Source organism: Nocardia thraciensis, assembly GCF_054782435.1.
Genome location: NZ_BAAGSM010000023.1, coordinates 1 through 22,909, shown reverse-complemented (window position 1 = coordinate 22,909; position 22,909 = coordinate 1). Strand labels below are relative to the sequence as shown.

Annotated in this window: 21 protein-coding genes; 11 read left to right on the top strand and 10 right to left on the bottom strand. The window is 68.0% G+C overall.

Going from position 1 to position 22,909, the window contains the following annotated elements; genetic code table 11:
- Positions 1-5 precede the first annotated feature (5 nt).
- Positions 6-2,177 carry an excinuclease ABC subunit UvrB gene (gene uvrB / locus ACYVLQ_RS13800; protein ID WP_460697847.1) on the top strand — a complete coding sequence of 724 codons (2,172 nt, stop codon included), beginning with the start codon at positions 6-8 and terminating at the stop codon, positions 2,175-2,177.
- A 14-nt stretch (positions 2,178-2,191) separates the two neighbouring features.
- On the opposite strand, the gene ACYVLQ_RS13795 is transcribed toward uvrB, so the two are convergent.
- On the bottom strand, positions 2,192-2,668 hold the full coding sequence (locus tag ACYVLQ_RS13795; RefSeq protein WP_460697846.1) for a VOC family protein: 477 nt from the start codon (positions 2,666-2,668) through the stop codon (positions 2,192-2,194).
- 77 nt (positions 2,669-2,745) lie between these two features.
- On the opposite strand from ACYVLQ_RS13795, the gene ACYVLQ_RS13790 reads away from it, so the two are divergent.
- From ACYVLQ_RS13790 to ACYVLQ_RS13780, 3 genes are all read left to right on the top strand, one after another.
- A complete protein-coding gene (locus tag ACYVLQ_RS13790) occupies positions 2,746-3,615 on the top strand; it encodes an AraC family transcriptional regulator (protein ID WP_460697845.1) in 870 nt (289 codons plus the stop codon).
- Positions 3,616-3,790: 175 nt separating this feature from the next.
- Complete coding sequence (locus ACYVLQ_RS13785) at positions 3,791-4,207, top strand: DoxX family protein (RefSeq protein ID WP_460697844.1); 417 nt, start codon at positions 3,791-3,793, stop codon at positions 4,205-4,207.
- A gap of 430 nt (positions 4,208-4,637) precedes the next feature.
- The gene (locus ACYVLQ_RS13780; RefSeq protein ID WP_460697843.1) at positions 4,638-5,090 is read left to right on the top strand and encodes a universal stress protein; all 453 of its coding nucleotides are present in this window, start codon (positions 4,638-4,640) and stop codon (positions 5,088-5,090) included.
- A 151-nt stretch (positions 5,091-5,241) separates the two neighbouring features.
- Here ACYVLQ_RS13780 and ACYVLQ_RS13775 read toward each other — a convergent pair whose 3' ends face one another.
- Both ACYVLQ_RS13775 and ACYVLQ_RS13770 read right to left on the bottom strand, forming a co-directional pair.
- Positions 5,242-7,557: a HelD family protein gene (locus ACYVLQ_RS13775; RefSeq protein ID WP_460697842.1), complete on the bottom strand. Its 2,316-nt coding sequence runs from the start codon at positions 7,555-7,557 to the stop codon at positions 5,242-5,244.
- A 130-nt stretch (positions 7,558-7,687) separates the two neighbouring features.
- The gene (locus ACYVLQ_RS13770; RefSeq protein ID WP_460697841.1) at positions 7,688-9,028 is read right to left on the bottom strand and encodes a diguanylate cyclase domain-containing protein; all 1,341 of its coding nucleotides are present in this window, start codon (positions 9,026-9,028) and stop codon (positions 7,688-7,690) included.
- Positions 9,029-9,238: 210 nt separating this feature from the next.
- Between ACYVLQ_RS13770 and ACYVLQ_RS13765 the strand changes: the two genes are divergently transcribed.
- From ACYVLQ_RS13765 to uvrA, 3 genes are all read left to right on the top strand, one after another.
- Positions 9,239-10,432, top strand: coding sequence for a beta-ketoacyl synthase N-terminal-like domain-containing protein (locus tag ACYVLQ_RS13765; protein WP_460697840.1), 1,194 nt, complete (start codon positions 9,239-9,241; stop codon positions 10,430-10,432).
- 55 nt (positions 10,433-10,487) lie between these two features.
- A complete protein-coding gene (locus ACYVLQ_RS13760; protein ID WP_460697839.1) occupies positions 10,488-10,631 on the top strand; it encodes a hypothetical protein in 144 nt (47 codons plus the stop codon).
- A gap of 150 nt (positions 10,632-10,781) precedes the next feature.
- A complete protein-coding gene (uvrA, locus tag ACYVLQ_RS13755; protein ID WP_460697838.1) occupies positions 10,782-13,754 on the top strand; it encodes an excinuclease ABC subunit UvrA in 2,973 nt (990 codons plus the stop codon).
- A gap of 26 nt (positions 13,755-13,780) precedes the next feature.
- On the opposite strand, the gene ACYVLQ_RS13750 is transcribed toward uvrA, so the two are convergent.
- From ACYVLQ_RS13750 to ACYVLQ_RS13730, 5 genes are all read right to left on the bottom strand, one after another.
- On the bottom strand, positions 13,781-15,094 hold the full coding sequence (locus ACYVLQ_RS13750) for a hypothetical protein (RefSeq protein WP_460697837.1): 1,314 nt from the start codon (positions 15,092-15,094) through the stop codon (positions 13,781-13,783).
- Positions 15,094-15,315 (bottom strand): hypothetical protein, encoded by a 222-nt coding sequence (locus tag ACYVLQ_RS13745; protein WP_460697836.1) that lies wholly within the window; start codon positions 15,313-15,315, stop codon positions 15,094-15,096. Before ACYVLQ_RS13745 ends, ACYVLQ_RS13750 begins: the two co-directional genes overlap by 1 nt.
- A 178-nt stretch (positions 15,316-15,493) precedes the next feature.
- The gene (locus ACYVLQ_RS13740; RefSeq protein WP_460697835.1) at positions 15,494-16,198 is read right to left on the bottom strand and encodes an alpha/beta fold hydrolase; all 705 of its coding nucleotides are present in this window, start codon (positions 16,196-16,198) and stop codon (positions 15,494-15,496) included.
- Positions 16,199-16,250: 52 nt separating this feature from the next.
- The gene (locus ACYVLQ_RS13735; protein WP_460697834.1) at positions 16,251-16,949 is read right to left on the bottom strand and encodes a formylglycine-generating enzyme family protein; all 699 of its coding nucleotides are present in this window, start codon (positions 16,947-16,949) and stop codon (positions 16,251-16,253) included.
- 90 nt (positions 16,950-17,039) lie between these two features.
- Positions 17,040-17,381: a DUF1844 domain-containing protein gene (locus tag ACYVLQ_RS13730; RefSeq protein ID WP_460697833.1), complete on the bottom strand. Its 342-nt coding sequence runs from the start codon at positions 17,379-17,381 to the stop codon at positions 17,040-17,042.
- A gap of 408 nt (positions 17,382-17,789) precedes the next feature.
- Between ACYVLQ_RS13730 and infC the strand changes: the two genes are divergently transcribed.
- The 4 genes from infC (at position 17,790) to ACYVLQ_RS13710 (ending at position 20,090) form a co-directional block, all read left to right on the top strand.
- Positions 17,790-18,458 carry a translation initiation factor IF-3 gene (gene infC, locus ACYVLQ_RS13725; RefSeq protein WP_460698247.1) on the top strand — a complete coding sequence of 223 codons (669 nt, stop codon included), beginning with the start codon at positions 17,790-17,792 and terminating at the stop codon, positions 18,456-18,458.
- A 68-nt stretch (positions 18,459-18,526) separates the two neighbouring features.
- Positions 18,527-18,721, top strand: a complete 195-nt coding sequence (gene rpmI / locus ACYVLQ_RS13720) for a 50S ribosomal protein L35 (protein ID WP_068017722.1) — start codon at positions 18,527-18,529, stop codon at positions 18,719-18,721.
- Positions 18,722-18,784: 63 nt separating this feature from the next.
- Positions 18,785-19,165, top strand: a complete 381-nt coding sequence (rplT, locus tag ACYVLQ_RS13715) for a 50S ribosomal protein L20 (RefSeq protein ID WP_068017719.1) — start codon at positions 18,785-18,787, stop codon at positions 19,163-19,165.
- 88 nt (positions 19,166-19,253) lie between these two features.
- Positions 19,254-20,090, top strand: a complete 837-nt coding sequence (locus ACYVLQ_RS13710) for a TrmH family RNA methyltransferase (protein WP_460697832.1) — start codon at positions 19,254-19,256, stop codon at positions 20,088-20,090.
- 416 nt (positions 20,091-20,506) lie between these two features.
- Here ACYVLQ_RS13710 and ACYVLQ_RS13705 read toward each other — a convergent pair whose 3' ends face one another.
- Both ACYVLQ_RS13705 and ACYVLQ_RS13700 read right to left on the bottom strand, forming a co-directional pair.
- Positions 20,507-22,072 (bottom strand): HNH endonuclease signature motif containing protein, encoded by a 1,566-nt coding sequence (locus ACYVLQ_RS13705; RefSeq protein WP_460697831.1) that lies wholly within the window; start codon positions 22,070-22,072, stop codon positions 20,507-20,509.
- A gap of 169 nt (positions 22,073-22,241) precedes the next feature.
- A complete protein-coding gene (locus tag ACYVLQ_RS13700) occupies positions 22,242-22,676 on the bottom strand; it encodes a hypothetical protein (RefSeq protein ID WP_460697830.1) in 435 nt (144 codons plus the stop codon).
- Positions 22,677-22,909 lie beyond the last annotated feature (233 nt).

Sequence of the window (22,909 nt, the reverse complement as noted above, 5' to 3'; positions counted from 1 at the left end):
TTGGCATGGCTTTCGCAACCGAAGTCCCCGCGGAGGGGAACACACCGCTGGCGCATTCCGAGTTCCGGCCCATCGGTGCGATCGAGCGGGCCGACGGCCGGTTCGAGGTGGTCAGCGAGCACAAGCCCGCGGGCGACCAGCCCGCCGCGATCGCCGAACTGGAGCGCCGGCTCACGGCGGGGGAGCGGGACGTGGTGCTGCTCGGCGCCACCGGCACCGGCAAGTCGGCGACGGCGGCGTGGCTCATCGAGAAGATGCAGCGCCCCACCCTGATGATGGCGCCGAACAAGACGCTCGCCGCGCAGCTGGCCAACGAACTGCGGGAGATGCTGCCCGACAACGCCGTGGAGTACTTCGTCTCCTACTACGACTACTACCAGCCCGAGGCGTACATCGCGCAGACCGATACCTACATCGAGAAGGACAGCTCGATCAACGACGACGTCGAGCGCCTGCGGCACTCGGCCACGCAGAACCTGCTGTCGCGGCGCGACGTGGTGGTGGTGGCGTCGGTGTCGTGCATCTACGGCCTGGGCACGCCGCAGTCGTATCTGGATCGCTCGGTGCAGTTGGAGGTCGGCGGTGAGGTCGACCGCGACCGGCTGCTGCGATTGCTGGTGGACATCCAGTACACGCGCAACGACATGGCGTTCACCCGCGGCTCGTTCCGGGTGCGCGGCGACACGGTCGAGATCATCCCCTCCTACGAGGAGCTGGCGGTGCGCATCGAGTTCTTCGGCGACGAGATCGAGGCCCTGTACTACCTGCATCCGCTCACGGGAGATGTCGTGCGCCAGGTCGACAACCTGCGCATCTTCCCGGCCACGCACTACATCGCGGGCGCCGAGCGGATGGAGCGGGCGGTCGGCGATATAGAGGCCGAACTCGAGGCGCGGCTGGCCGAACTCGAGCGCCAGGGCAAGCTGCTGGAGGCGCAGCGGCTGCGCATGCGCACCCAGTACGACCTCGAGATGATCCGCCAGGTCGGATTCTGCTCCGGCATCGAGAACTACTCGCGGCATATCGACGGCCGCCCGGCCGGATCGGCCCCGGCCACGCTGCTCGACTACTTCCCCGAGGATTTCTTGCTGATCATCGACGAGTCGCATGTGACCGTCCCGCAGATCGGCGGCATGTTCGAGGGCGACATGTCGCGCAAGCGCAACCTGGTCGAGTACGGCTTCCGGTTGCCGTCTGCGGTCGACAACCGGCCGCTCACCTGGGAGGAGTTCGCCGACCGCATCGGGCAGACGATCTACATGTCGGCGACCCCAGGCCCCTACGAGCTGGGCCAGACCGGCGGCGAGTTCGTCGAGCAGGTCATCCGCCCGACCGGCCTGGTGGACCCGCAGGTGGTGGTGAAGCCGACCAAGGGCCAGATCGACGATCTGGTGAACGAGATCCGCGAGCGCACCGAACGCGACGAACGCGTCCTGGTCACCACCCTCACCAAGAAGATGGCCGAGGACCTCACCGACTATCTGCTCGGGCTCGGGGTCCGCGTGCGGTATCTGCACTCGGAGATCGATACCCTGCGCCGGGTGGAGCTGCTGCGGCAGCTGCGGCTGGGTGAGTACGACGTGCTCGTCGGCATCAACCTGCTGCGCGAGGGCCTGGACCTGCCCGAGGTCTCGCTTGTCGCCATCCTCGATGCCGACAAGGAGGGCTTCCTGCGCAGCTCCACCAGCCTCATCCAGACCATCGGCCGCGCCGCGCGCAACGTGTCCGGCGAGGTGCACATGTACGCCGACAAGATCACCGATTCCATGCAGCAGGCCATCGAGGAGACCGAGCGCCGCCGCGCCAAGCAGATCGCCTACAACGAGGAACAGGGGATCGAGCCCAGGGCGCTGCGCAAGAAGATCGCCGACATCCTCGACCAGGTCTACAAGGAGGCCGACGAGACCGAGGTGGAGGTCGGCGGCTCCGGCCGCAACGCCAGCCGCGGCCGGCGCGCCCAGGGCGAACCCGGGCGCGCCGTCAGCGCGGGCGTGTACGAGGGCCGCGACATCAAGAGCATGCCGCGCGCCGAACTCGCCGACCTGGTCAAGGAGCTCACCGACCAGATGATGAACGCCGCCCGCGAGCTGCAGTTCGAGCTGGCCGGTCGCCTGCGCGACGAGATCCAGGATTTGAAGAAAGAGCTGCGCGGGATGGATGCGGCCGGGTTGAAATGAGCGGTGCGGCGCGCTCAGGACTGGGTGGCCATCCAGTCGTTCACCCGGCGTTCCGCCTCCTCCCGCGACACCTCCTCGACGCGCGTCATGCACACCCAGCGGTGGCCGAACGGGTCGTTGATCGCGCCGTAGCGGTCGCCGGTGACGAAGGTCTGCGGGTCGTCGGCGCTGCGGGCGCCGTGCTCGCGGGCCAGCGCGATCACCACGTCCACGTCGGGGCAGTAGTGCACGATGCTGGTGTGCACCCATTCGCCGTTCGGCGCCTGCACCCCGTGTTCGGGCACCGGCATGCCGATCTGGATGGTCGAGTCGCCGATCCGCAGTTCGGCGTGTGCGGGCTGGCCGTCGGGCATGTCGTTGCGGCTCAACACCTTCGCGCCGAAGACGGCGGTGTAGAACTCGATGGCCCTGTTGCCGTCCGGGACGGCCAGGAAGCAGGTGATGGAGTGGTAGCCCTCGGCGATGGGATTCACTGTGTCGGTGTTCGTCATGGAACCCACTCTCGTCGGTGGCGGCGCAAGGGTCTTGTAAGAACGCGACAGCTGTGCTTCCCTCCCGGGAGGCGCCGGTGACCGGTGCGGCAGGCGACGCGAAAGACGGTGCCCCCGAGCTGATTCCGGTGCCGCCGCCCGAGGTTGCCAAGGGCATCCTGCATCCGCGGGAACAGGCGCGGCACCGCACTCTGGAACGGTTGCCCGCTGGACCGGAGATGTCCCGGTTCGTCGAGTGGTACTGGTCGGTGCGCTGGGATCTGCGGGGCCGCCCGCCGTATGTGGCCGAGGTGCTGCCGTTCCCGTGCGTCAACGTCACCTTCGAACGCAGCCACACCCGCAGCGGCGGCTGGGTCAACGGCGTCTGCACCAGCAAGTTCACCCGCGAGCTGGCGGGGCAGGGGGAGACCTTCGCCCTGAAATTCCGGGTCGGTGGCTTCGGCGCCTTCACCGGGCTCGAGGTCGGCTCGTTCCGGGATACGGCGGTGGAACTCACCGAGGTGCTGCCCGCCGCGTCGGGGCTGAGCGACAAGGTGCTGTCCGAACCCACTCTCGAGGGGCGTCGCGATATCGTCGAGGACTTCTTCACCGAGGCGGCCCGCCACGCGCAGGCCGACGAGTCCTACCGATCGCTGCTGCGCATCGTCGCCGCGATGGAATCCGACCGCGACCTGACCCGGGTCGACCAGGTGACCGAGCGGTTCGACGTGCCGATTCGCACCCTGCAGCGGTTGTTCCGCCGATACGTGGGCGCGGGCCCGAAGTGGGTGCTGCGCCGCTACCGCCTCCAGGACGGCGCCCAGCTGCTCTCAGACGGCCGCACCGCCGACCTGGCGGCCCTCGCGCTCGACCTCGGCTACTTCGATCAGGCGCACTTCTCCCGCGAGTTCGCCAACGAGGTCGGAATGGCGCCCTTGGAGTACGCGCGCACCGTGGTTGCTTTATGACCGCTGACGGACTTGCCGCTGCCATACCGGCCTGAAAAGTCCCGGACCTCGGTATTCTTCGTACTGCCGGGAATTTTTCGCCGGGAAGGTAGTTGAATACTGCATTACCAGCCCCGGCAGGCGACCTGCCGTCGAGTGCCGCCGACCTGCCGACAAGTCAGAGGGAGCGTGGGCCATGGATGTTCTGGTGTTGATCGGGCGGATCTTGTTCGTCGTATTGTTCCTCGGTTCGGCGTTCGGGCATCTCACCCAGTCCGACGCGATGGCGCCCTACGCGGAGAGCAAGGGCGTGCCCGCCGCGAAACTGGCGGTGCTCGGATCGGGCGTGCTGCAGGTGCTGGGCGCGGTGAGCATCCTGCTCGGCGTGTGGGCCGACCTCGGGGCGCTTTTGCTGCTGGTGTTCCTGCTGCCGACCGCGGTCCTGATGCATCCGTTCTGGAAGGAATCCGACGCTCAGGCCAAGCAGACCGAGATGATCCAATTCAACAAGGATCTCGCACTCGCGGGCGCGGCGCTCATGCTGTTCGCCTTCTTCGCGCACGTGTCCGATCTCGGATTGACGATCACCGGGCCGCTTTTCAGCCTCGGTTGATGGAACAGTGGAGCTATTCGCGGCAATAACGGGCATTTCCGGGCGAACTACCAGCAGCGGCGGGGACGGCACAATTGTGAATTCTCACGAACCGCCCCCGACCTGCGCCGGACCCGGGACAACGCGCCGCGGACAACTTCCCGAAATGCGGTGCTGTGACGAAAATCCCAGTGGCACAATACCGTTCGATCCGGTGTTGTGGATCGCGACGGCACCCCGCATTACCGGAATCGCCGCTGGTAGTGCGGGTCCTTTCCGTGGCCGGTCGGCGAATGTGTGCTGCGCGTTACTCGGCACGCGGGTGTGATGTGTTGCGATTTGGGATATTTCCGGCCTGGCACCGGTTATGGTCTAGCGCAGTTGCCGCGCGGTGCCCGCAGTAGCGGGCGAAACGCGACGGCATCCGACCCGTTGCACGTTTGGAGGAGAGATGACCGCCTACCGATCCATTGTCGTCGGTACCGATGGCTCGGACTCGTCGTATGTCGCCGTCGAGAAGGCCGCCGCATTGGCCGGTGACGCGGGCGCCACCCTGTACATCGCCTGCGCGTACTACCCGACCGATGATCGCGATATCGCGGCCGCGGCCGATGTGCTCAAGGAGGAGGCCTACCAGGTGCGCGGCTCCGCGCCGACCAACGAGATCCTGCGCGTCGCACGGGACCGCGCCGCCGCCGCGGGCGCCGCCAACATCGTGGAGAAGGCCATCGTCGGCGAGCCCGTGGAGTCATTGCTGACCCTGATGAAGGAGGTCGAGGCCGACCTCTTGGTCGTCGGCAACCGCGGGCTCAACACCCTCACCGGGCGGCTGCTGGGCTCGGTGCCCTCGGACGTAGCCCGCAAGTCCCGCACGGACGTCCTGATCGTCCACACCGTGCGCTGAGCGAGATCCCGGCGAAAAGCATGCCGGGAATAGGGGAGGTGCACCGCCCGCCGGGATAGGGGAGGTGCACCGCCCGCCGGGGCGGCGCGTGTTGTATGCCGAATGCGGTGGCCGTGAGTGTCGTTTGCTCACGGCCACTTTCGTGTTTGGTTCAGTCGGGCTGGTTCAGGCTGTGGAGGACGTCGGGTAGGTCGCCGGTGTGGACTACCGTGAGGCGTTGGGTGGCGCGGGTGAGGGCTACGTAGAGGTCGTTGAGGCCGCGGGGGGACTCGTCGAGCACCGTTCGGGGCTCCACCAGGATCACCGCGTCGAACTCGAGGCCCTTCACTTCCGACACCGTCAGGACGCGGACGGAATCTCCGGCGAGTTCGGTGTAGTCGCCGACCTGGGCGTGCGGCGCGAGCACCGCGGTGATGCCGGGCCGCTCGGCCTCCTCGTCCACCAGCCGCCGCACCGTCGCCACGGCATCGTCGGCGGCGACCCGGAAAGCCTCTGGCGGACAACCCGATTCGCGTACCGAGCGAGGAGCCTCGGCGCCTGGGTCGACCGCGGCCAGCACATCGGCCGCCACCGCCATGATCTCGGCCGGGGTCCGGTAGTTGACGGTCAGCTCGGCGAGCTTCCACCGCTTGGCCACATACGGTTCCAGCATGTCCTGCCACGACGAGGCGCCCGCCGGATCGCCGGTCTGCGCGACATCCCCGACCACCGTGACCCAGCGATTGGGGATGCGCCGCATCACCATTCGCCACGCCATCTCCGAAAGCTCCTGTGCCTCATCGACGATCACGTGGCCGTAGGTCCAGGTGCGGTCCCCGGCGGCGCGTTCGGCCGTGGTCTGCCGGGTGCCGACGTGCTGGCGCTCGGCCAGCTGGCTCGCATCGATCAGGTCGTAGGCCATCAGGATCTCCGGGTCCAGCTCGTCCTCCAGATCCTGTGGCGCGGAACCGGTCAGGATGTCCAGGGCGTCCTGCGCCTCGGCGAGCTGGGCGCGCCAGCGGCGGCGGGACCGCTCCCGCTCCTCGGCGTCGTCGACACCGAGCAGTTCGGCCAGCTCGTCCAGCAGCGGCGCGTCCGCGGCGCTGAATCGCCCGTCGTCGGGGCGGTACAGCTCCTTGCGATCCTCCGGCGTCAGTTCCCCGGCGGCGCGGGCCAGCCGGTCGGGATCGGCCCACAGGCCGGCCAGCACCTCCTGCGGCGACAGGATCGGCCACAGCTTCGCGATCTCGCGCTGGATGTCGGCGTCGGCGCGCATCTCGTCGCGGATCTCGGTGAGATCGGCCTGGCTCAGCAGGTTCCGGGCGCCGCCGGTGACGTCGCGGCCGAGGATCTCGGCCAGCTGATCGGTCAGCGCGTCGACCACCGAGGCGGCGAAGATGGGCCGCGCCAGGTTGTGCGGCCGCCGCGACGAACGCGCGCGGCCCCGGGCCTTGGTGACGACCTTGCGGTCCAGCGTCAGGTCGTAGCCGTCGAAATGCAGCCGGACCGGCTCGCGCGGCGCCTGCTGCCAGTCCCGCACGCCCTTCTTGAGCACCTCGAGCATGTCCGTCGAGCCCTTCAGCTCGCCCGCACGCAGCGAATCCTCCAGCTCCGCACGCACTCCCGGATACAGGTCGCCGATGGTGGACAGCAGCACGCCGGTCTCGCCGAGCGACGGCAGCACCTGGCCGATGTAGTCGAGGAAGGTGGTGTTCGGGCCGATGATCAGCACGCCCGCCTTGTCCAGCTGCTGCCGGTAGGTGTAGAGCAGGTAGGCCGCGCGGTGCAGCGCCACGGCCGTTTTCCCGGTGCCCGGCCCGCCCTGCACCACCAGCACGCTCTTGTGCTCGGAGCGGATGATGGCGTCCTGCTCGCTCTGGATGGTCTCGACGATGTCGCTCATCTGCCCGGTGCGGGCCGCGTTGAGCGCGGCGAGCAGCGCGCTCTCGCTGCCCACGCTGCCGCCGTCGGAGTCGATGGCCCCGGCCTCCCGGGCGGCGTCGAGGTCGAGGAATTCGTCGGTGACGGCGGTGACCTCGCGATTGCGCGAACGGATGTGCCGCCGCCGCGTGACGCCGTCGGGTTTGGCGGTGGTGGCGAGATAGAACGGCCGGGCCAGCGGCGCGCGCCAGTCCAGCAGCAGCGTCGCGTAGTCGTCGTCCTCGTCCAAGATGCCGAGCCTGCCGATATAGCGGATTTCTTGGTCGTGGCCCGTCGCTTCCACCGCCAGATCTATTCTGCCGAAGCACAACCCGTGCTCGGCGGCGTCGTACTTGGCCAGGTCTTCGGTATAGAGCTGCGTGAAGGATTCGCGCTCGCTGCGTGCCTGCGGGGTGCCGCCCGCCTCCAGCAGCACGGTCTTCAAGCGGCGCTGGGCGTATTCGCGCATGGCGTCCAGCCGCTGGTACAGCCGCGTCAGGTGCTTCTGCTCGCGGTCGATGTCGGCGGCGCGGTCGGCCGGGCGATCCTCGGTGAGGCGGTCGGGCAAAACGTCAACTCCTTGTCACCACGGGTCGGCCGCGGAGGGGCCGCGTGCAGAGGAAAACAGAGTTGTCGAGTCTAGTTCGGCTTCGCCTCGCTCGCCGTAATCCCAGGTGAGGTGTCAGGCACGCGCGCTATCAGGAGGCGTGTGTGTTGTTCGGGCGCCGTCCGAGGCTGTTGCCGTCGCGGCGGGTGTCCGGTTTGGCGCGGTACATCGCCAGGTCGGCGTCGTGCAGGACGGCCTCGGGGGTGCGGGTGTCGCCGGGGTGCAGGGGGGTGACGCCGATGGAGGCATCGACGTGGATGCGGTGTCCGCGGGCGATGATGGGCTCGGCCATGCTCTGCCGCAGCCGCAGCACCAGGGTGTCCAGGTCGACCGGCAGGGTGTGGCCGGACAGCAGCACCAGGAACTCGTCGCCGCCGATGCGGCCCACCACGTCGTCGCCGCGCAGGCTGCGCTGCAGGCGCTGCGCCACGATCTGCAGCACGGTGTCGCCGATGGCGTGGCCCAGCGAGTCGTTGATGGTCTTGAAGCCGTCCAGATCGATGAACAGCACCGTGGACACCGGCAGCTCCTCGCTGGTGCCCAGCGCGGCCGCCAGCCGTGACAGCACCAGCGAGCGGTTGGCCAGCCCGGTCAGCGGATCGTGGGTGGCCTGGTACTCCAATTGCCTTCGGCTGGCCCGGAATTCGGTGATGTCGTTGAACGACGACACCGCGGGGGACGCGGGGTCGCCGGGGTTCAGCAACCGGCTCGAGCCCGACAGCCAGCGGCGCTGCCCGTCGGGCCGGTCCACCCCGAACACGTAGCGGGTGATGGTCTCGCCGGTGGCGAGGGTGCGGGCGACGGGGTGTCGCATCGGCGGCAGCGGCTGGGCGTTGGCATCGAGCAGCGCGAGCGGCAGCGCGTCGATCCGGGTGCCGACCAGATCGCCGCCGTCGTGGCCGAAGATCCGCATGGCCGCCGGATTGACCGACTCGACGCGGCCGTCGCGGTCGATCACCACCACGCCCTCCTCGAGCTGCGAGACGACGGTCGTGAAGTGCTGTTCGGCGCGCCGCTGGGCGGCCTCGGCGTGGCGCTGGGCGGTGAGGTCGTGGATGACCACCTGGTAGGCGAGCCGGTTGTGCCAGACGGTGAGCACCGAGACGGTCTCGACGTCGACGGTGTCCCCGTCGGTGCGGATGAGGGTCATCTCGGCCGGGTCGGACGCGTCCCCGGTGGACTCGAGGCGACCGATCCGCTCGAGCATGCCGGGGACCGACCTCGGGTCGACGAACTGGGCCACCGGCAGCCCCACGACCTGGTCGGTAGACTCGGCTCCGAGTAGCCCTACTATTGCTGGATTAGCAAATACGATGATGCCGCGCTCATGGACCACGACCCCGTCGGGACTGTGCTCGACCAGGGTCCGGTACCGCTGGGCAAGCTGTTCGGCATCGACCGGATCGTCCCGGTCGTCACCCGCCTCAACCACACGAACCCCCTGATCATCGATGATTTACGTCAACGGCACACGGGATCATTCTGGTATCGACGTGCACAAGATCACAGCGTCGACGGTATTGGATCAGTCACAGTTCGGGCACTTCATCGGGCCCTGATTGGCGATCATTACAGCTACCGGTTTGCTCAGTGATGGCAGATTGTTCGCTATCCGGCCCGGGACCGGTGAAGGAGCGATGCGATGCCGAGCACCACCACTCCGCAGCCCGCGGAACAGTATCAAGATCATATGACGATAGCCGGGATCGGTGTCGTCAGTGGGTACGGCTGGGGGCGCGAGACTCTCTGGCAGGGTCTGCTGAGCGGCAAGTCCGCGGCCCGGCTGTACCCAGGGTACGGCCCCGGCCGCGACGAGCACGCCTGGGTGGCCCGACTACCCGACGGCGGCGATCCGGCGGTGAGCCCCAGCCGCTACGCGCGCGCCATGCACCAGTCGGCGCGCGAGGCGATCGCCGACGCCACCGAGCGCGGCTGGCGGCCCGGCCGCACGGTGGGCCTGCTGCACGCGATCGTGCTCGGCGACGTCTACGACTGGCGCGATTTCTACAGCGTCGACCACGGCCATCGGCGCTCGCGCGACTACCTGCGATTACTCCCGTCCACCCCGATCGCGGTCCTGATGAAGGAGTTCGGTTTCCACGGCCCGTCGATGAACGTGTCGGCGGCGTGCAGTTCGGCCAACGTCGCGCTGATCACCGCGAAACTATGGCTGGACCAGGGTTTCGCCGATGACGTGATCGTGGTGACGACCGACCTGTCGGGCACTCCCGACATGGTCGAGCATTTCGTGAAGATGGGGGCGGCGGTGTCGGATACCGAGCCGCTGGACGCGTGCCGTCCGTTTCAGGAGGGGAGCCGGGGTTTCAGCTTCGGCGAGGCGTCGGTGGCCTTCGTGGCTACCCGCGCCGCCGATCGGCCCTATGTCTCGATGCTGGGCGGCGCCATGACCAACGACGCCCACCACGTCGTCTCGGTCGAGCCGAGTCTGGCGCAGTTCTTCGAATGTGCCTGCCGCGCACTGGATTTCGCCGGTGTGCAGGCCTCCGATATTGCCTACTACAACGCGCACGGGCCCGGCACCCGGCAGTGCGACGTCGCCGAGACGACGCTGCTGTCGGAGCTGTTCGCCGATCGCCCGCTCGTCTACTCGGTGAAGCCGCTGACCGGCCACTGCATGGGCGCGGCCGCCGGGGTCGAGGTGGCCGCGGCGGCGCTGGGCTACGAGCGCGGCGTCGTGCCCGCCGCGCCGATCGTCGCGTCCGCGCATCCGCGGTTGCTGGACGGGCCGACCTCGTTTGCCGGTGGCTACACCGTCAAGACCTCCCTCGGCATGGGCGGGCACAACTCGGTGATCGTGCTCGGCCCGACCGGGTAGTCCGCTCCGCGCGGGGCTGCCGTTCCTGTTCTGCACCGACCCGCGCACTCGGCGGGTGATGCTGCTGTATCGCCGCTACGACGGGGATCTCACGCTGCTGGTGCCCGCCGCGCACGCGGCCGTGTCGGGTGGCCGCAGGATGCGAGCCGCCGGAGGTGTCCGGCAGCTCACAGCGGCCGCTGCCGGCCGCGGCGCGTAAGCTGGATCAGTGCGGTCGCGGGGGAGCGAACGCGAAATCCCTGGTCCGGTGTCTCGATGCCCGCTAGAGCTCAAACTTGTCGGTGGGTGTGCTTAGCATGGCGGCGGGGGTAGTTCTGGACGCCGAAACACGATCGAGAAGGGACGGCCTGTGGCGGATCGCCTGACGGTGCGCGGAGCGCGGGAGCACAACCTCAAGGGGGTCGATATCGACCTCCCCCGCGACAGCCTCATCGTGTTCACCGGACTGTCCGGGTCCGGCAAGTCCAGCCTCGCGTTCGACACCATCTTCGCCGAGGGCCAGCGCCGCTACGTGGAGTCGCTGTCGGCCTACGCGCGGCAGTTCCTCGGCCAGATGGACAAGCCGGATGTGGATTTCATCGAGGGCCTGTCGCCCGCGGTCTCCATCGACCAGAAGTCCACCAACCGCAACCCGCGGTCCACCGTCGGCACCATCACGGAGGTGTACGACTATCTGCGCCTGCTGTACGCGCGCGCCGGCACCCCGCACTGCCCGGTCTGCGGCGAGCTGATCGCCAAGCAGACCCCGCAGCAGATCGTCGACCAGGTGCTGGAGATGGAGGCGGGCATCCGGTTCCAGGTGCTGGCGCCGGTGGTCCGCACCCGCAAGGGCGAATTCGTCGACCTGTTCGATCAGCTGAACACGCAGGGCTATTCGCGCGTCCGGGTGGACGGCGTGGTGTACCCGCTGACCGATCCGCCGAAGCTGAAGAAGCAGGAGAAGCACGATATCGAGGTGGTCGTCGACCGCCTCGCCGTGAAGCCGACGTCCAAGCAGCGCCTGACCGATTCGATCGAGACGGCGCTGCGGCTGGCCGACGGCATCGTGGTGCTCGATTTCGTCGATCGCGAGGAGCACGCGCACGACCGCGAGCGCCGCTTCTCCGAGAGGTTGGCCTGCCCCAACGGCCACCCCCTGGATATCGAGGATCTGGAGCCGCGCTCGTTCTCGTTCAACTCGCCCTACGGCGCCTGCCCGGACTGCACCGGCCTGGGCATCCGCAAAGAGGTCGACCCCGACCTGGTGGTCCCCGATCCCGACCTGAGCCTGAACGAGGGCGCGATCGCGCCGTGGTCGCGCGGGCAGACCGCCGAATACTTCACCCGGCTGCTGTCGGGCCTGGCCGAGGCGATCGGCTTCTCCATGGACACCCCGTGGAACCGGTTGCCCGCCAAGGCCCGCAAGGCAGTGCTGGAGGGCAGCAACGACCAGGTGCACGTGTCCTACACCAACCGCTACGGCCGCAAGCGCTCGTACTACGCCGACTTCGAGGGCGTGATGCCGTTCCTGCAGCGGCGCATGGACAACACCGAGTCCGACCAGATGAAGGAGCACTACGAGGGGTACATGCGGGATATCCCGTGCCCGGTCTGCCAGGGCGCCCGGCTGCGGCCCGAAATCCTCGCCGTCACGCTCAATTCCGAGGGCGGCCGCCGGTCGATCGCGGAGGTCTGTGATTTCTCGATCCGGGACTGCTCGAAGTTCCTCAACTCCCTCGAGCTGGGGGAGCGGGAGGCGGCCATCGCCGGGCAGGTGCTCAAGGAGATCCAGGCGCGCCTGGGCTTCCTGCTCGACGTCGGCCTGGAGTACCTGACGCTGTCGCGGGCGGCCGCGACGCTGTCCGGCGGCGAGGCGCAGCGCATCCGGCTGGCCACCCAGATCGGCTCCGGCCTGGTCGGCGTGCTGTACGTGCTCGACGAGCCGTCGATCGGGCTGCACCAGCGCGACAACCGCCGCCTGATCGAAACGCTGTCGCGGCTGCGGGATCTCGGCAACACGCTGATCGTGGTCGAGCACGACGAGGACACAATCCACTCCTCGGACTGGGTGGTCGATATCGGCCCGATGGCGGGCGAGCACGGCGGCCAGGTCGTCTACAGCGGCCCCTACCAAGGTCTGCTGAAGGACCCGAATTCGCTGACGGGCGCGTACCTTTCGGGCCGCGAGCAGATCGAGGTGCCCATGGTGCGGCGCCCGGTGAACAGGAAGAAGCAGCTCACCGTCGTCGGCGCCAACGAGCACAACCTGCGCGGCATCGACGTGAACTTCCCCCTGAGCGTGCTGACCGCGGTCACGGGCGTCTCCGGCTCCGGCAAGTCGACCCTGGTGAACGACATCCTGGCGACGGTGCTGGCCAACAAGCTGAACGGCGCGCGCCAGGTGCCCGGCCGCCACACCCGGATCAACGGCTTGGACAGCCTGGACAAGCTGGTGCAGGTGGACCAGTCGCCGATCGGCCGCACCCCCCGCTCGAATCCGGCCACCTACACCGGCGTGTTCGACAAGATCCGCACCCTGTTCGCCGCGACCACCGAGGCCAAGGTGCGCGGCTACCAGCCGGGCCGGTTCTCGTTCAACGTGAAGGGCGGTCGCTGCGAGGCGTGTTCGGGCGACGGCACGCTGAAGATCGAGATGAACTTCCTGCCCGACGTCTACGTTCCGTGCGAGGTGTGCCATGGCGCCCGGTACAACCGGGAGACCCTCGAGGTGCACTACAAGGGCAAGACGATCGCCGAGGTGCTCGACATGCCGATCGAGGAGGCGGCCGACTTCTTCGAGCCGGTCACCTCGATCCACCGGTACCTCAAGACCCTCGTCGATGTCGGCCTCGGCTACGTCCGGCTCGGCCAGAGCGCGCCGACGCTGTCCGGCGGCGAGGCGCAGCGCGTGAAGCTGGCCGCCGAACTGCAGAAGCGCTCGACCGGCCGCACCGTCTACATCCTCGACGAGCCGACCACCGGCCTGCACTTCGAGGACATCCGCAAACTGCTCGGCGTCATCAACGGCCTGGTCGACAAGGGCAACACCGTCATCGTCATCGAGCACAACCTGGACGTCATCAAGACCTCGGACTGGGTTATCGATATGGGTCCGGAGGGCGGCTCGGGTGGCGGCACGGTCATCGCGCAGGGCACCCCGGAAGACGTCGCGGCGGTGCCGGAGAGCTACACCGGGCAGTTCCTGAGCGAGGTGCTGGCGGTCGAGCCTCCTGCGTCAGGGTCCGGAAAATCCAAGGCGCGGGCCACCAAAGCTGGATCTACCAAGACCGGGGCCACGAAGGCAAAGAAAACCCCAGCCAAACGCAAGGTCGCAGTCGGCTGAGCTAGGCGAATTGTGCTGCTGGCGGCTCAGAACCGGGGGCGCCCCGTGGCCGCGCCGAATTCAGCCCCGCCAGGACCGTGTCTGCGCATTTGCCGTCGGCGGAAGAAGACCTCCTCGACCGAGACCGTCGGGATCGCGCCGCGGAGGACCGACAGGCGTGGGTCGGTCACGGTCTCGTCCAGGTGGCGTTGCAGGGCGGTTCGCCGCTCCGCGGGCAGCGCCGCCCAGATCGCGCCGATGCGGGCTTGTACGTCGGCGTCGGCATCGGCGATGAGTTCCAGCAGCTTCGGCCACAGCCCGGCCTCGGTGGCGCGCTGCGGCAGCTGGCCCACGGTCGGCTCGGGAAGCTGCGCAAGTAAGCGGGCGAGCGTCCGCTTGCTGCCGCCGTCGAGGCACACTCCGAGTTCCAGCAGGCCGCGCCAGCTCCCCGGTCCGCTGCGGCCGTCGAGCGCACCGACCAGCCCGGTCAGCGTATCCGTCTCGGTGACAACCGGATTGGCGGCCATCCGATCCCGCGACAGCGGGCTCAGCTGGCCGGTGAAGGTCAGCAATTCGGCCGTCACGCCCATGCGTCCGGCATTGGTGACGAGCGTCCCGATCGACTCCGTCGACCCGATGCTGAACAGCATGTCCCCGACCGCGGTGACCACATCGGTATCGCAGCGGGCGAAGACGGACAGGGCGGCCGACTGCAATTCGGGTGAGCCGACGAGGACGGTGTGCACCATCCGCGGCACCCGCTGCGCGGGCCCGGTGAGCAACTGCCGCATGATCGCGCTGATGCTCTCCGCGGAATAGGCGAACGCGGCGGAGAAGATCATCCCCTCGTCGTCGGGCACGCCCCGCTCGACCGCGGCGATCAGTTCGGGAGTGGCGGCGCCGAGGAACGGTCCGGCCGTCACGTAGTCGCGACGGCGCAGCACCTCGTTCACCACCTCGATCACCGACTCGGTCGGCGCGATCTCGGCCACGGTGCCGATCGTCCTGGTATCCAGGTACGGGGCGCAGTCGGCCACATACGACGTGCGCAGCAGCGTCAGCGTCTCGGAGGCCTTGCGGGGGTGGTCGATTCCCACGGCGCCCGCCGCCCGGCCGGTCATCATCGGCGGCACGATCCGCTGCACCAGGGGCATCGAGATGCTCAGCGGGATGAACGGCACCAGCTTGCTGATCCGGCGGAACGTCTCGGCGTGCTCGTCGAAGATGACGGCCGCCATCCGCTGTTGCAGGTCGTGCAGGTGTTCCGCGCCCAGGCGCTCCAGATGCGCCAGCCGATGCGGGGATACGTGCAGGGTGCGCGCCAAGAGGATGATCTGGGCGCGGGTTACCAGCTCACTCATCAGCCGACGGCATCTCCGAACATGATCCGCTTCGTCACTCCGCGCAGCGGTTTCGGCAGCGCGCCGATCATCCCGTCGATCGATTCGGCCAGGGCGAACCGCTCCTGCTGCCGGGCCGCCTGAAACAGCGCGAGCAGATCGGCGGTCTCCCCGTCGGAGAGCTGGTCCAGCGCGGCCGAGGGGCCGCGCAGTTCGCGTTCGAGGTCTCTTCTGGCGGTCATCCTGCTCCTGAATCTCGCCCCTTGGCAGCTGTGTGTACCCCCGAAGACATCCGTCGAATCATACGAGGGGTTGTCGCAGATGTTTTCAGAAACGGATGAATTCCACTACGCACCAAGCGAAAGCAGCGCTGATACGGGTGCGCTCACAATTCGGGGGGGGGGGCGGCCGCGGCACGGTTCAGCGGTCGGCCGTGGTGTGGATGAGTTCGGCCAGCTCGGCGGGGCGCGACCACATCGGCCAGTGACCGGTAGGCAGGTCGATGTATTCGGCGTCGATGCGTGTCAGCTCGGCGAACATGGGCAACTCGCCCGCGTCGCGCAGCTGCCGCACCAGATCCGATGAATAGCTGGTGCAGATGATCGTCGCCGGAATCGCAAGGCGCGCCGGGGAATCGCTGAGGTTCAGCGGCGCGGCCGCGATGCTCGCCGGTTCGGAGACCGCCCGCTCCCGGAACCGGGCCAGCGCGGCAGCGTCGAGTCCCTCGATGCTGTTCCCGGTGGCCTGCAACCGCTCCCAGTCCGGCAGCGGAAGTTCGCGCGCCGACCCCAGTTCGGGGAGGACGGCGTACCCGTCCGGCATCGGCGCGGTGTCGACATAGACGGCGCGCGAAAACCGTTCCGGCGCAATATCGGTGGCGAGATAGGCGGGCAGCGCACCACCCGAATGTGACACCAGCACCACCGGCGCCTCGGTTCCCGCGGCATCGAGAATGGCCCGCGCCTGTGTCTCGAAGCTCACCGACAGCCGCTCGGGATCGGCGGGATCGAGCCCGGGCAGCGTGAGCGCACGCACCTCGTTCCCGCGCCGCCGCAGATCGTCGGCAACCTCGTCCCACGCCCACGCGCCGAGCCAGAAACCCGGCACGAGAAGTATGCACGCCATCCGCCGAGCATGGCACGGCTGTGTTCTCGAGGCGAAGCGAGAGGCCGTATGTTCAGCGCGGCATCGTGCGCGCGACCCGGAAGCCGATGTCCTCGATGCGGGCGTCCGGGTGGCTGCGGCGCCGGACCCCGGCGCGGCAGCTCCAGTGTTCGTCGAACCAGCCGCCGCCGCGCAGTACCCGGTAGCTTCCGTAGACCTCGGGGTCGTAGGTGTCCCAGCACCAGTTCCACACGTTGCCGAGCATGTCGTGCAGCCCGAAAGCGTTGGCGCGCTTGCCGCCGACCTCGTGGCTGCGTCCGTCGGAATTGCCTCGGTACCAGGCGATGTCGTCGAGCGGTCCGTAGCGTGGGCCGGAAGTTCCGGCGCGGCAGGCGAATTCCCATTCGGCCTCGGTCGGCAGCCGATAGCCGTCACCTTCGCGGTCCCAGTGGACGATATCGGCTCGGTCCTCGGCAGCGTGCTCGTAGTGCGTGCCGGCTCGGGCTTCGTCGCGGCGGTAGACGGGCGCCAAGCCCGCGCGCCGGGACAGGGCATTGCAGAATTCGATGGCGTCCCACCATGAGACGCTCTCGACGGGCAGGCGGTCGCCGCGCGTCGCGCTCGGCCACTCGCCGGTGAGGTCGGCGTACTGCGCCTGCGTGATCGGATACACCGACATATCGCACGGGGCGATCTCCACCGTCCAGCTGCGCTGGGTGCGGCGGTCCGACAGCGTGATCCGCCCGGCAGGCAGCGCAGCTGTCTCGATCATGAGCCGCTTCGCGGTCGGCGGATTGCAAGTCCCGCAGGCACTCCCGGAGCAGCCGGTGTCGCCGGATCTGCGAGAACCGTCGCCACCCGCTCAGTACACCGGGCCCGTGTACTTCTCGCCGGGGCCCTTGCCGGGCTCGTCCGGGTGGGCGGAGGATTCGCGGAACGCGCGCTGCAGGGACTGCAGGCCGTCGCGGATCGGTCCGGCGTGCGGGCCCAGGTACTCGACGGAGGCCGTGACCAGTCCCGCGAGCGCGGTGATAACGCGGCGGGCCTCGTCCAGGTCGCGGCGCGGGCTGGAGTCGGGATCCTCGTCGGCCAGCCCCAGCTTCTCGGCCGCCGAACTCATCAGCATCACCGCCGCGCGGCTGATCACCTCGACGGCGGGAACGTCAGCCAGCTCCCGCACCCCGTCGTTCGACACCTCACTCATGCCCGATACCTTTCCACCCGGCGCCGATGTGCCTGGTCGCGGGTGTGGCCGATTGGGAGTTGCGGGCGGGTGGATGCTAAGCTGCCTGCCGACGACCGCCCCGTGTCTGTTCTATGACAGCGCCGGGGCCGTAAGTGGAGCCCGACTCCCACCGTCAGCCGATGTTGTGCTGTGAGGTTGATGCAGCGACACGCCAGGCTCGACGGTCCGGTCGCCCATCGGTTGCCGATGGGTTCCTCGTGCGGGGTTTCCCCAGCACAAGGGTCGATGCGGAGGGTGTATGCATCGACGGCCGGTCGACTCGGGCCCCGTGGCGGTGAAATACCGCGGCGGGGCTTTCGTGTTGGATATGGGGTTGCAGTTATAGCGCGCGGTCGTTGGACGACACCGCTTGACCTAGGAGGCCCCATCAGCACTGAGACCCGCATCAACGATCGCATCCGCGTGCCGGAGGTCCGACTCATCGGACCCGGTGGCGAGCAGGTGGGGATCGTGCGTGTTGAAGATGCACTACGCGTCGCGCAGGAGGCAGATCTCGACCTGGTCGAGGTCGCGCCGGATGCGCGACCGCCGGTCTGCAAGATCATGGACTACGGCAAGTTCAAGTACGAGACCGCGCAGAAGGCGCGCGAGTCACGGAAGAACCAGCAGCAGACCGTGATCAAGGAGCAGAAGCTCCGTCCGAAGATCGACGACCACGACTACGCGACCAAGAGAGGCCATGTGATGCGCTTCCTCGAGGCCGGGTCGAAGGTCAAGGTGACGATCATGTTCCGCGGCCGTGAGCAGTCGCGCCCCGAACTCGGGTTCCGGCTGCTGCAGCGGCTGGCCTCCGACGTGGCCGATCTCGGCTTCGTGGAGACTTCGGCCAAGCAGGACGGCCGGAACATGACCATGGTCCTCGCGCCGCACAAGGGCGCGAAGACGCGGGCGACGGCGAAGGCGCAGCAGCAGTCGGCGCCGCAGCGGCCCGCGCCGGCCGGTGGCGGTTCCGCCGCTCCCGCGCCCGGCCCGAGGCCGACGCCCGGGTCCAGCCCGGCGCCCGCCCCCGAGGCCGAAGCGGCCGCCCCGCAGTAGAACCGATACAGCACCGGTGGCAGCGTGACTTCGCGCTGCCGTCGGCACGAGACAGATTTGAGGAATCAATGCCGAAGATGAAGAGCCACAGCGGTGCTTCGAAGCGATTCAGGGTGACCGGTCGCGGCAAGCTGCGGCGGCAGCAGGCGAACCGTCGCCACAATTTCGAGCACAAGCCCACGACTCGGACTCGCCGTCTGGACGGCACGGTGGAGGTCGCCAAGTCGGACGTTCCTCGCATCAAGAAGCTGCTCGGTATCTGACTGAACGCCATCCCCGACCATTTCGGGCGCCGCGAGCGCCCTCGATCGAACAAGGACTGACCAGTGGCACGCGTCAAAAGGGCCGTCAACGCTCAGAAGAAGCGCCGTAGCATCCTCGAGGCCTCCAAGGGCTACCGCGGGCAGCGCTCGCGGCTGTACCGCAAGGCCAAGGAGCAGCAGCTGCACTCGCTCACCTACGCCTACCGGGACCGCCGGGCGCGCAAGGGCGACTTCCGCAAGCTGTGGATCGCCCGCATCAACGCGGCGGCCCGCGCCAACGACATCACCTACAACCGCTTCATCCAGGGCCTGAAGGCCGCCGGTGTCGAGGTGGACCGCAAGAACCTCGCCGAGCTGGCGGTGTCGGACGCCGACGCATTCGCCGGTCTGGTCGCCGTGGCGAAGGCCGCCCTCCCGGCCGACGTCAACGCGCCGGCTGCGTAAGCTTCTTGTAACGACGACCCGCGGAAGCGCTCTTACCGGAACGCAATTCGCGGGTCGTTGCCATGTCTGGCGTGAGAGCTGGTGAGCTGTGGCTGAGGTGATCGACTGGCGCAATTCGCGGGTCGTCGCGGCGGTGAAACTGCATCGTGCGCCGCAGCGCCGCAAGACGGGGCTGTTTCTCGCCGAGGGGGCGAATTCGGTTGCGGCGGCGCTGGATACCGAGCGCGTGGAGGAGCTGTTCTTCTCCGGGCGGGCCGCGGAGCGCGAACACGAGTTGGTGGCGAGCGCCGCCGCACGGGGTGTCCGCACGACGCTGGTGAGCGATCGGGCGGCGGCGCAGCTGGGGGAGACCGTCACCCCGCCCGGGCTGGTCGCGGTCTGCCGCCAGGTCGATGTTCCGCTGCCGCAGGTGCTTTCGGGGAGAGAGTTCAGCGGCCAGGTTTCCGCGCGGCTACTCGCCGTTCCGGTGGAGATCTCCGATCCCGGCAACGCGGGCACGCTGATTCGCGTCGCCGACGCGGTCGGAGCGAATGGTGTTGTCCTGGCCGGTGATTCGGTCGACCCGCACAACGGCAAGTGCGTCCGCGCCTGCGCCGGAAGCCTTTTCCACGTGCCGATCGCCAGGGAGCGGAATATCGACTTGGTGCTGTCGGGCCTGCGGGAGGCGGGAATCACGGTGCTGGCCACCACCGCTCGCGGCGAGGTCGACCTCGACGACGCCGACGAGATACTGCGCGGAGAGGGTGAGCCCACCGGCATCGCCTGGTTGTTCGGCAACGAGGCCCACGGCCTCGCCCCCGCTGTAGCCGCCCGCGCCGACCACCGCATCCGCATCCCCATCCACGGCCGCGCCGAAAGTCTGAACCTAGCCGCCGCAGCAGCCATCTGCCTCTACGCAAGCGCCCGCGTACAGCATCGTGCGTGAGCGGGAAACGACGCTGCTCAACCGGCCGGAGACGTTGGCACGATCTGTAGTCCATCGACGAAGGTGTCGATATCGGTAGCGATCTACTCCATCGCTTCCGGACGCGGGCAGAATTCCGGTGGACCGGGTGCCGCCCCAGCCGCACACCTGAACGGGCTCGGAGCGCGACAGCCGCGGCAAGTCCGACCCCGATCCGCCGCAGGCGGCCACACTCGCCGCCACAATGCCAGCCAGCATCAGCTGCCGAGTCCTCATCACGGTTGCCAGATTATCCGGGCTGATTTCGTATCCAGAGGGGCTGGACCATCGATCTGCGGTCCAGCGGATCGAATGTGCTCTTTCGGTGGCAATAGTCGGTTGGCAGTGGTTGGTTGGTGACGGCGGCAATCGGTCACGGCGTGACTGGTGGCCAGCGGCTAGGGAGTCTGCAGCCGAGGGTATGCGGGAGTTGGGCCGCGGCGTTTGGTTGGTGGGGCGGGGTGTTGGGAGTGCGCCGGGTGTTGGCGGTGCGCCTCGTTGTGGGTGCGCGGCCACTGCGGGTGTGCTTCGCGGATGGGGGTGTGCCGGAGGTGGATGCGGGCCAGGACCTCGGCGAAGAGTTCGTTGGCGTGGTGGCGGTGGTTGACCTCGGGGATTTGGTCGGGGTCGATGTGTGGGGGCGCGAGCCAGGCTACGCGGCCCGCATAGGGTGAATTCGGGCCTTCCACAAGGGTTTTCCAGCCGCCGGGTCCGTCGTGGATCAGGGCGTGGCACGCGTCGCAGGCGAGGGCGAGGTTCTCGATATCCGTGGTGCCGTTGTTGCGGTACTCCAGGATGTGGTGCACGGCCGACAGGCTGGCGGGCGCGTCGCAACCGGGACGGGAACAGCCCTTCAAGGCGGCGATGAGGGCTAGGCGCTGCTCCCGGGAGGCCAGTCGCTTGGTGCGGCCCAGGTGTAGCGGGAGTCCGGCGTGGTCGAATACGGCCAGGTATGGGCGCGAGCGTTCGGCGAGCCGCAGCGCGTCGCGGAGGGGGACGGTGCCGCCGGTCGCGGTGGTGGCCACGCCCGACATCTGTTCCAGGTCTTCGATCTTCAGCGTCAGGATGGTCGTCACCGGCAGGCCGCGATGTGTCCCCAACTCCTCCGCGAGGATGCCCGAGGACAGGATCGCCCGGAGCGCGTCGTGATTGCGCTGCGTGGTGGACCGGTGGTCACGGCGTGCGGCATCGGCGAGTCGGGCCGGGTCGGCGCTGTCGATGTCGGTGCCGGGGCTCTCCGGGTCCTCGGAATTGCAGACCCCGGGGCGGGCGTATTTGGCCAGCAGCGGGTCCAGCAGGGCGCGCAGCACCGGGTCGATCTCCCCACGGATCGGGGACATGCCGTCCGGCCGTTGCCGCCCCAGGGTGAGGCCTCGCATGCGGGCCCGGTCGTTGTCGGTGGTGAGGCGGCCGTCGGGATCGAGGTGGGCGAGAAGGCGGTCGCCGATCTTGCCGGTGTCGTCGGGGGAGCCGGAGCGGGCGAATTCGGTCAGAATCTGTTCGGCCGCTGCGCGGTCGTTGCCCGAGACTCCGCGCGGCATCCGGTTCACTACGGTCGCGATACCGCGGGCGTGATCGGCCGAGATATCGCCGGAGGCAAGGGCTTTCGCCGCAGACGGCAACTGAGGATCCAACGGCTCACCGGCCATGTCGTGAAATATGCCCACCCATTCGGCCTGGTGTACGCGGGCCCCGGCATCGCCGCTCGCCAGGCGCAAGGTCTCCATCAGGAACTTCTTCAGCGACTTCGCTCCGGTGCGGGCCGGGATGGAACGTTCCCGGGCCTCGATCAGCAGCCGATGCTGCATCGCGGTGAGCATGCGGGCGCACCGTTCGACATCGCGCATGAGGTCGACGACCTCGTCATCGGTCAGGGGCGCGAGTGCCAGGTCGAGCAGCGCGGCGGCGGCGGTATGCAGCGGGCCGGATGTCCGCTCCCCGATTCCCACCCCGCTCGAATGCATGTTCGAATTCTACCGCGAATCGATCGCCGGCAACAGTCCGGCGACTATCTGAACTTGACATGTTCACACTGGACGATCGATCGAACAATGCTGAGGGGCAACGTCCGCTACAAGGCAGTCGTCCAGATCGCCACCATCAACATCTGGCTACCAGCTTCTCGAACAAGGCCTAGCTGAGTGGGAGTGGGACGCCCTGCACTGAAATCGTTTTCGCTGTGATATCGAGATCGTCGACGCCGACGAATCTGATTGCACCGGTGGTGCTGACATCGACCTTGCCGAGGTTGCCCGCGTGGATTTGAGCGAACGGAGTCCCGTCGACCTCGGCGGCGAGATAGAGGCTGAGGTAGTTTTTCTGCAGCGCCAGGCCGATGATCGGCCAGATCACGCGCTCGGGCGACTTCTGGACCGTGTATTCGAATCTGCCGTATCCGATCAGGTTCATTGCCATGCCGGGCTTGTCCGAGGGGGTTCCGTTCACGGACCAACGCTCCAAGGTTGGTCCGGCCGCTCGAATCAATTCATCGACCTGACGCAGATCCACTTCCCGGCCAGGATCGAACCCGAAGTACTTCTCCAGCGAATCGGCATCGACTCGGAACACGCGTTGACAACCTTTACATCGGCCTGCACCAGATCCGGGACTACGCTCCGAGCGTATCGCCCTACGCACAGGGCCGTCCACAGCTGCTCGGAACCTGCTGCCCTGCCGACATCCGTCAGAGCCGAGCAAATGCGACACAGCGGAACCGTACTCCTACTTCTTGAACACGGCCTTAGACCGTGTCTCATGTCGCTGATTTCGCCTTCGTGAGTTTCTTGTAGCAGGTGAGTGCG

Excerpts from the sequence above, each read along its gene's own strand:
- ACYVLQ_RS13785 (WP_460697844.1), top strand. The coding sequence starts at position 3,791 with ATGGATGTTCTGGTGTTGATCGGGCGGATCTTGTTCGTCGTATTGTTC.
- ACYVLQ_RS13730 (WP_460697833.1), bottom strand. The coding sequence starts at position 17,381 with ATGAGTGAGGTGTCGAACGACGGGGTGCGGGAGCTGGCTGACGTTCCC.
- ACYVLQ_RS13735 (WP_460697834.1), bottom strand. The coding sequence starts at position 16,949 with ATGATCGAGACAGCTGCGCTGCCTGCCGGGCGGATCACGCTGTCGGAC.
- ACYVLQ_RS13740 (WP_460697835.1), bottom strand. The coding sequence starts at position 16,198 with ATGGCGTGCATACTTCTCGTGCCGGGTTTCTGGCTCGGCGCGTGGGCG.
- rpmI (WP_068017722.1), top strand. The coding sequence starts at position 18,527 with ATGCCGAAGATGAAGAGCCACAGCGGTGCTTCGAAGCGATTCAGGGTG.
- ACYVLQ_RS13745 (WP_460697836.1), bottom strand. The coding sequence starts at position 15,315 with ATGACCGCCAGAAGAGACCTCGAACGCGAACTGCGCGGCCCCTCGGCC.
- uvrB (WP_460697847.1), top strand. The coding sequence starts at position 6 with ATGGCTTTCGCAACCGAAGTCCCCGCGGAGGGGAACACACCGCTGGCG.
- ACYVLQ_RS13750 (WP_460697837.1), bottom strand. The coding sequence starts at position 15,094 with ATGAGTGAGCTGGTAACCCGCGCCCAGATCATCCTCTTGGCGCGCACC.
- ACYVLQ_RS13705 (WP_460697831.1), bottom strand. The coding sequence starts at position 22,072 with ATGCATTCGAGCGGGGTGGGAATCGGGGAGCGGACATCCGGCCCGCTG.
- ACYVLQ_RS13780 (WP_460697843.1), top strand. The coding sequence starts at position 4,638 with ATGACCGCCTACCGATCCATTGTCGTCGGTACCGATGGCTCGGACTCG.
- ACYVLQ_RS13795 (WP_460697846.1), bottom strand. The coding sequence starts at position 2,668 with ATGACGAACACCGACACAGTGAATCCCATCGCCGAGGGCTACCACTCC.
- ACYVLQ_RS13765 (WP_460697840.1), top strand. The coding sequence starts at position 9,239 with ATGCCGAGCACCACCACTCCGCAGCCCGCGGAACAGTATCAAGATCAT.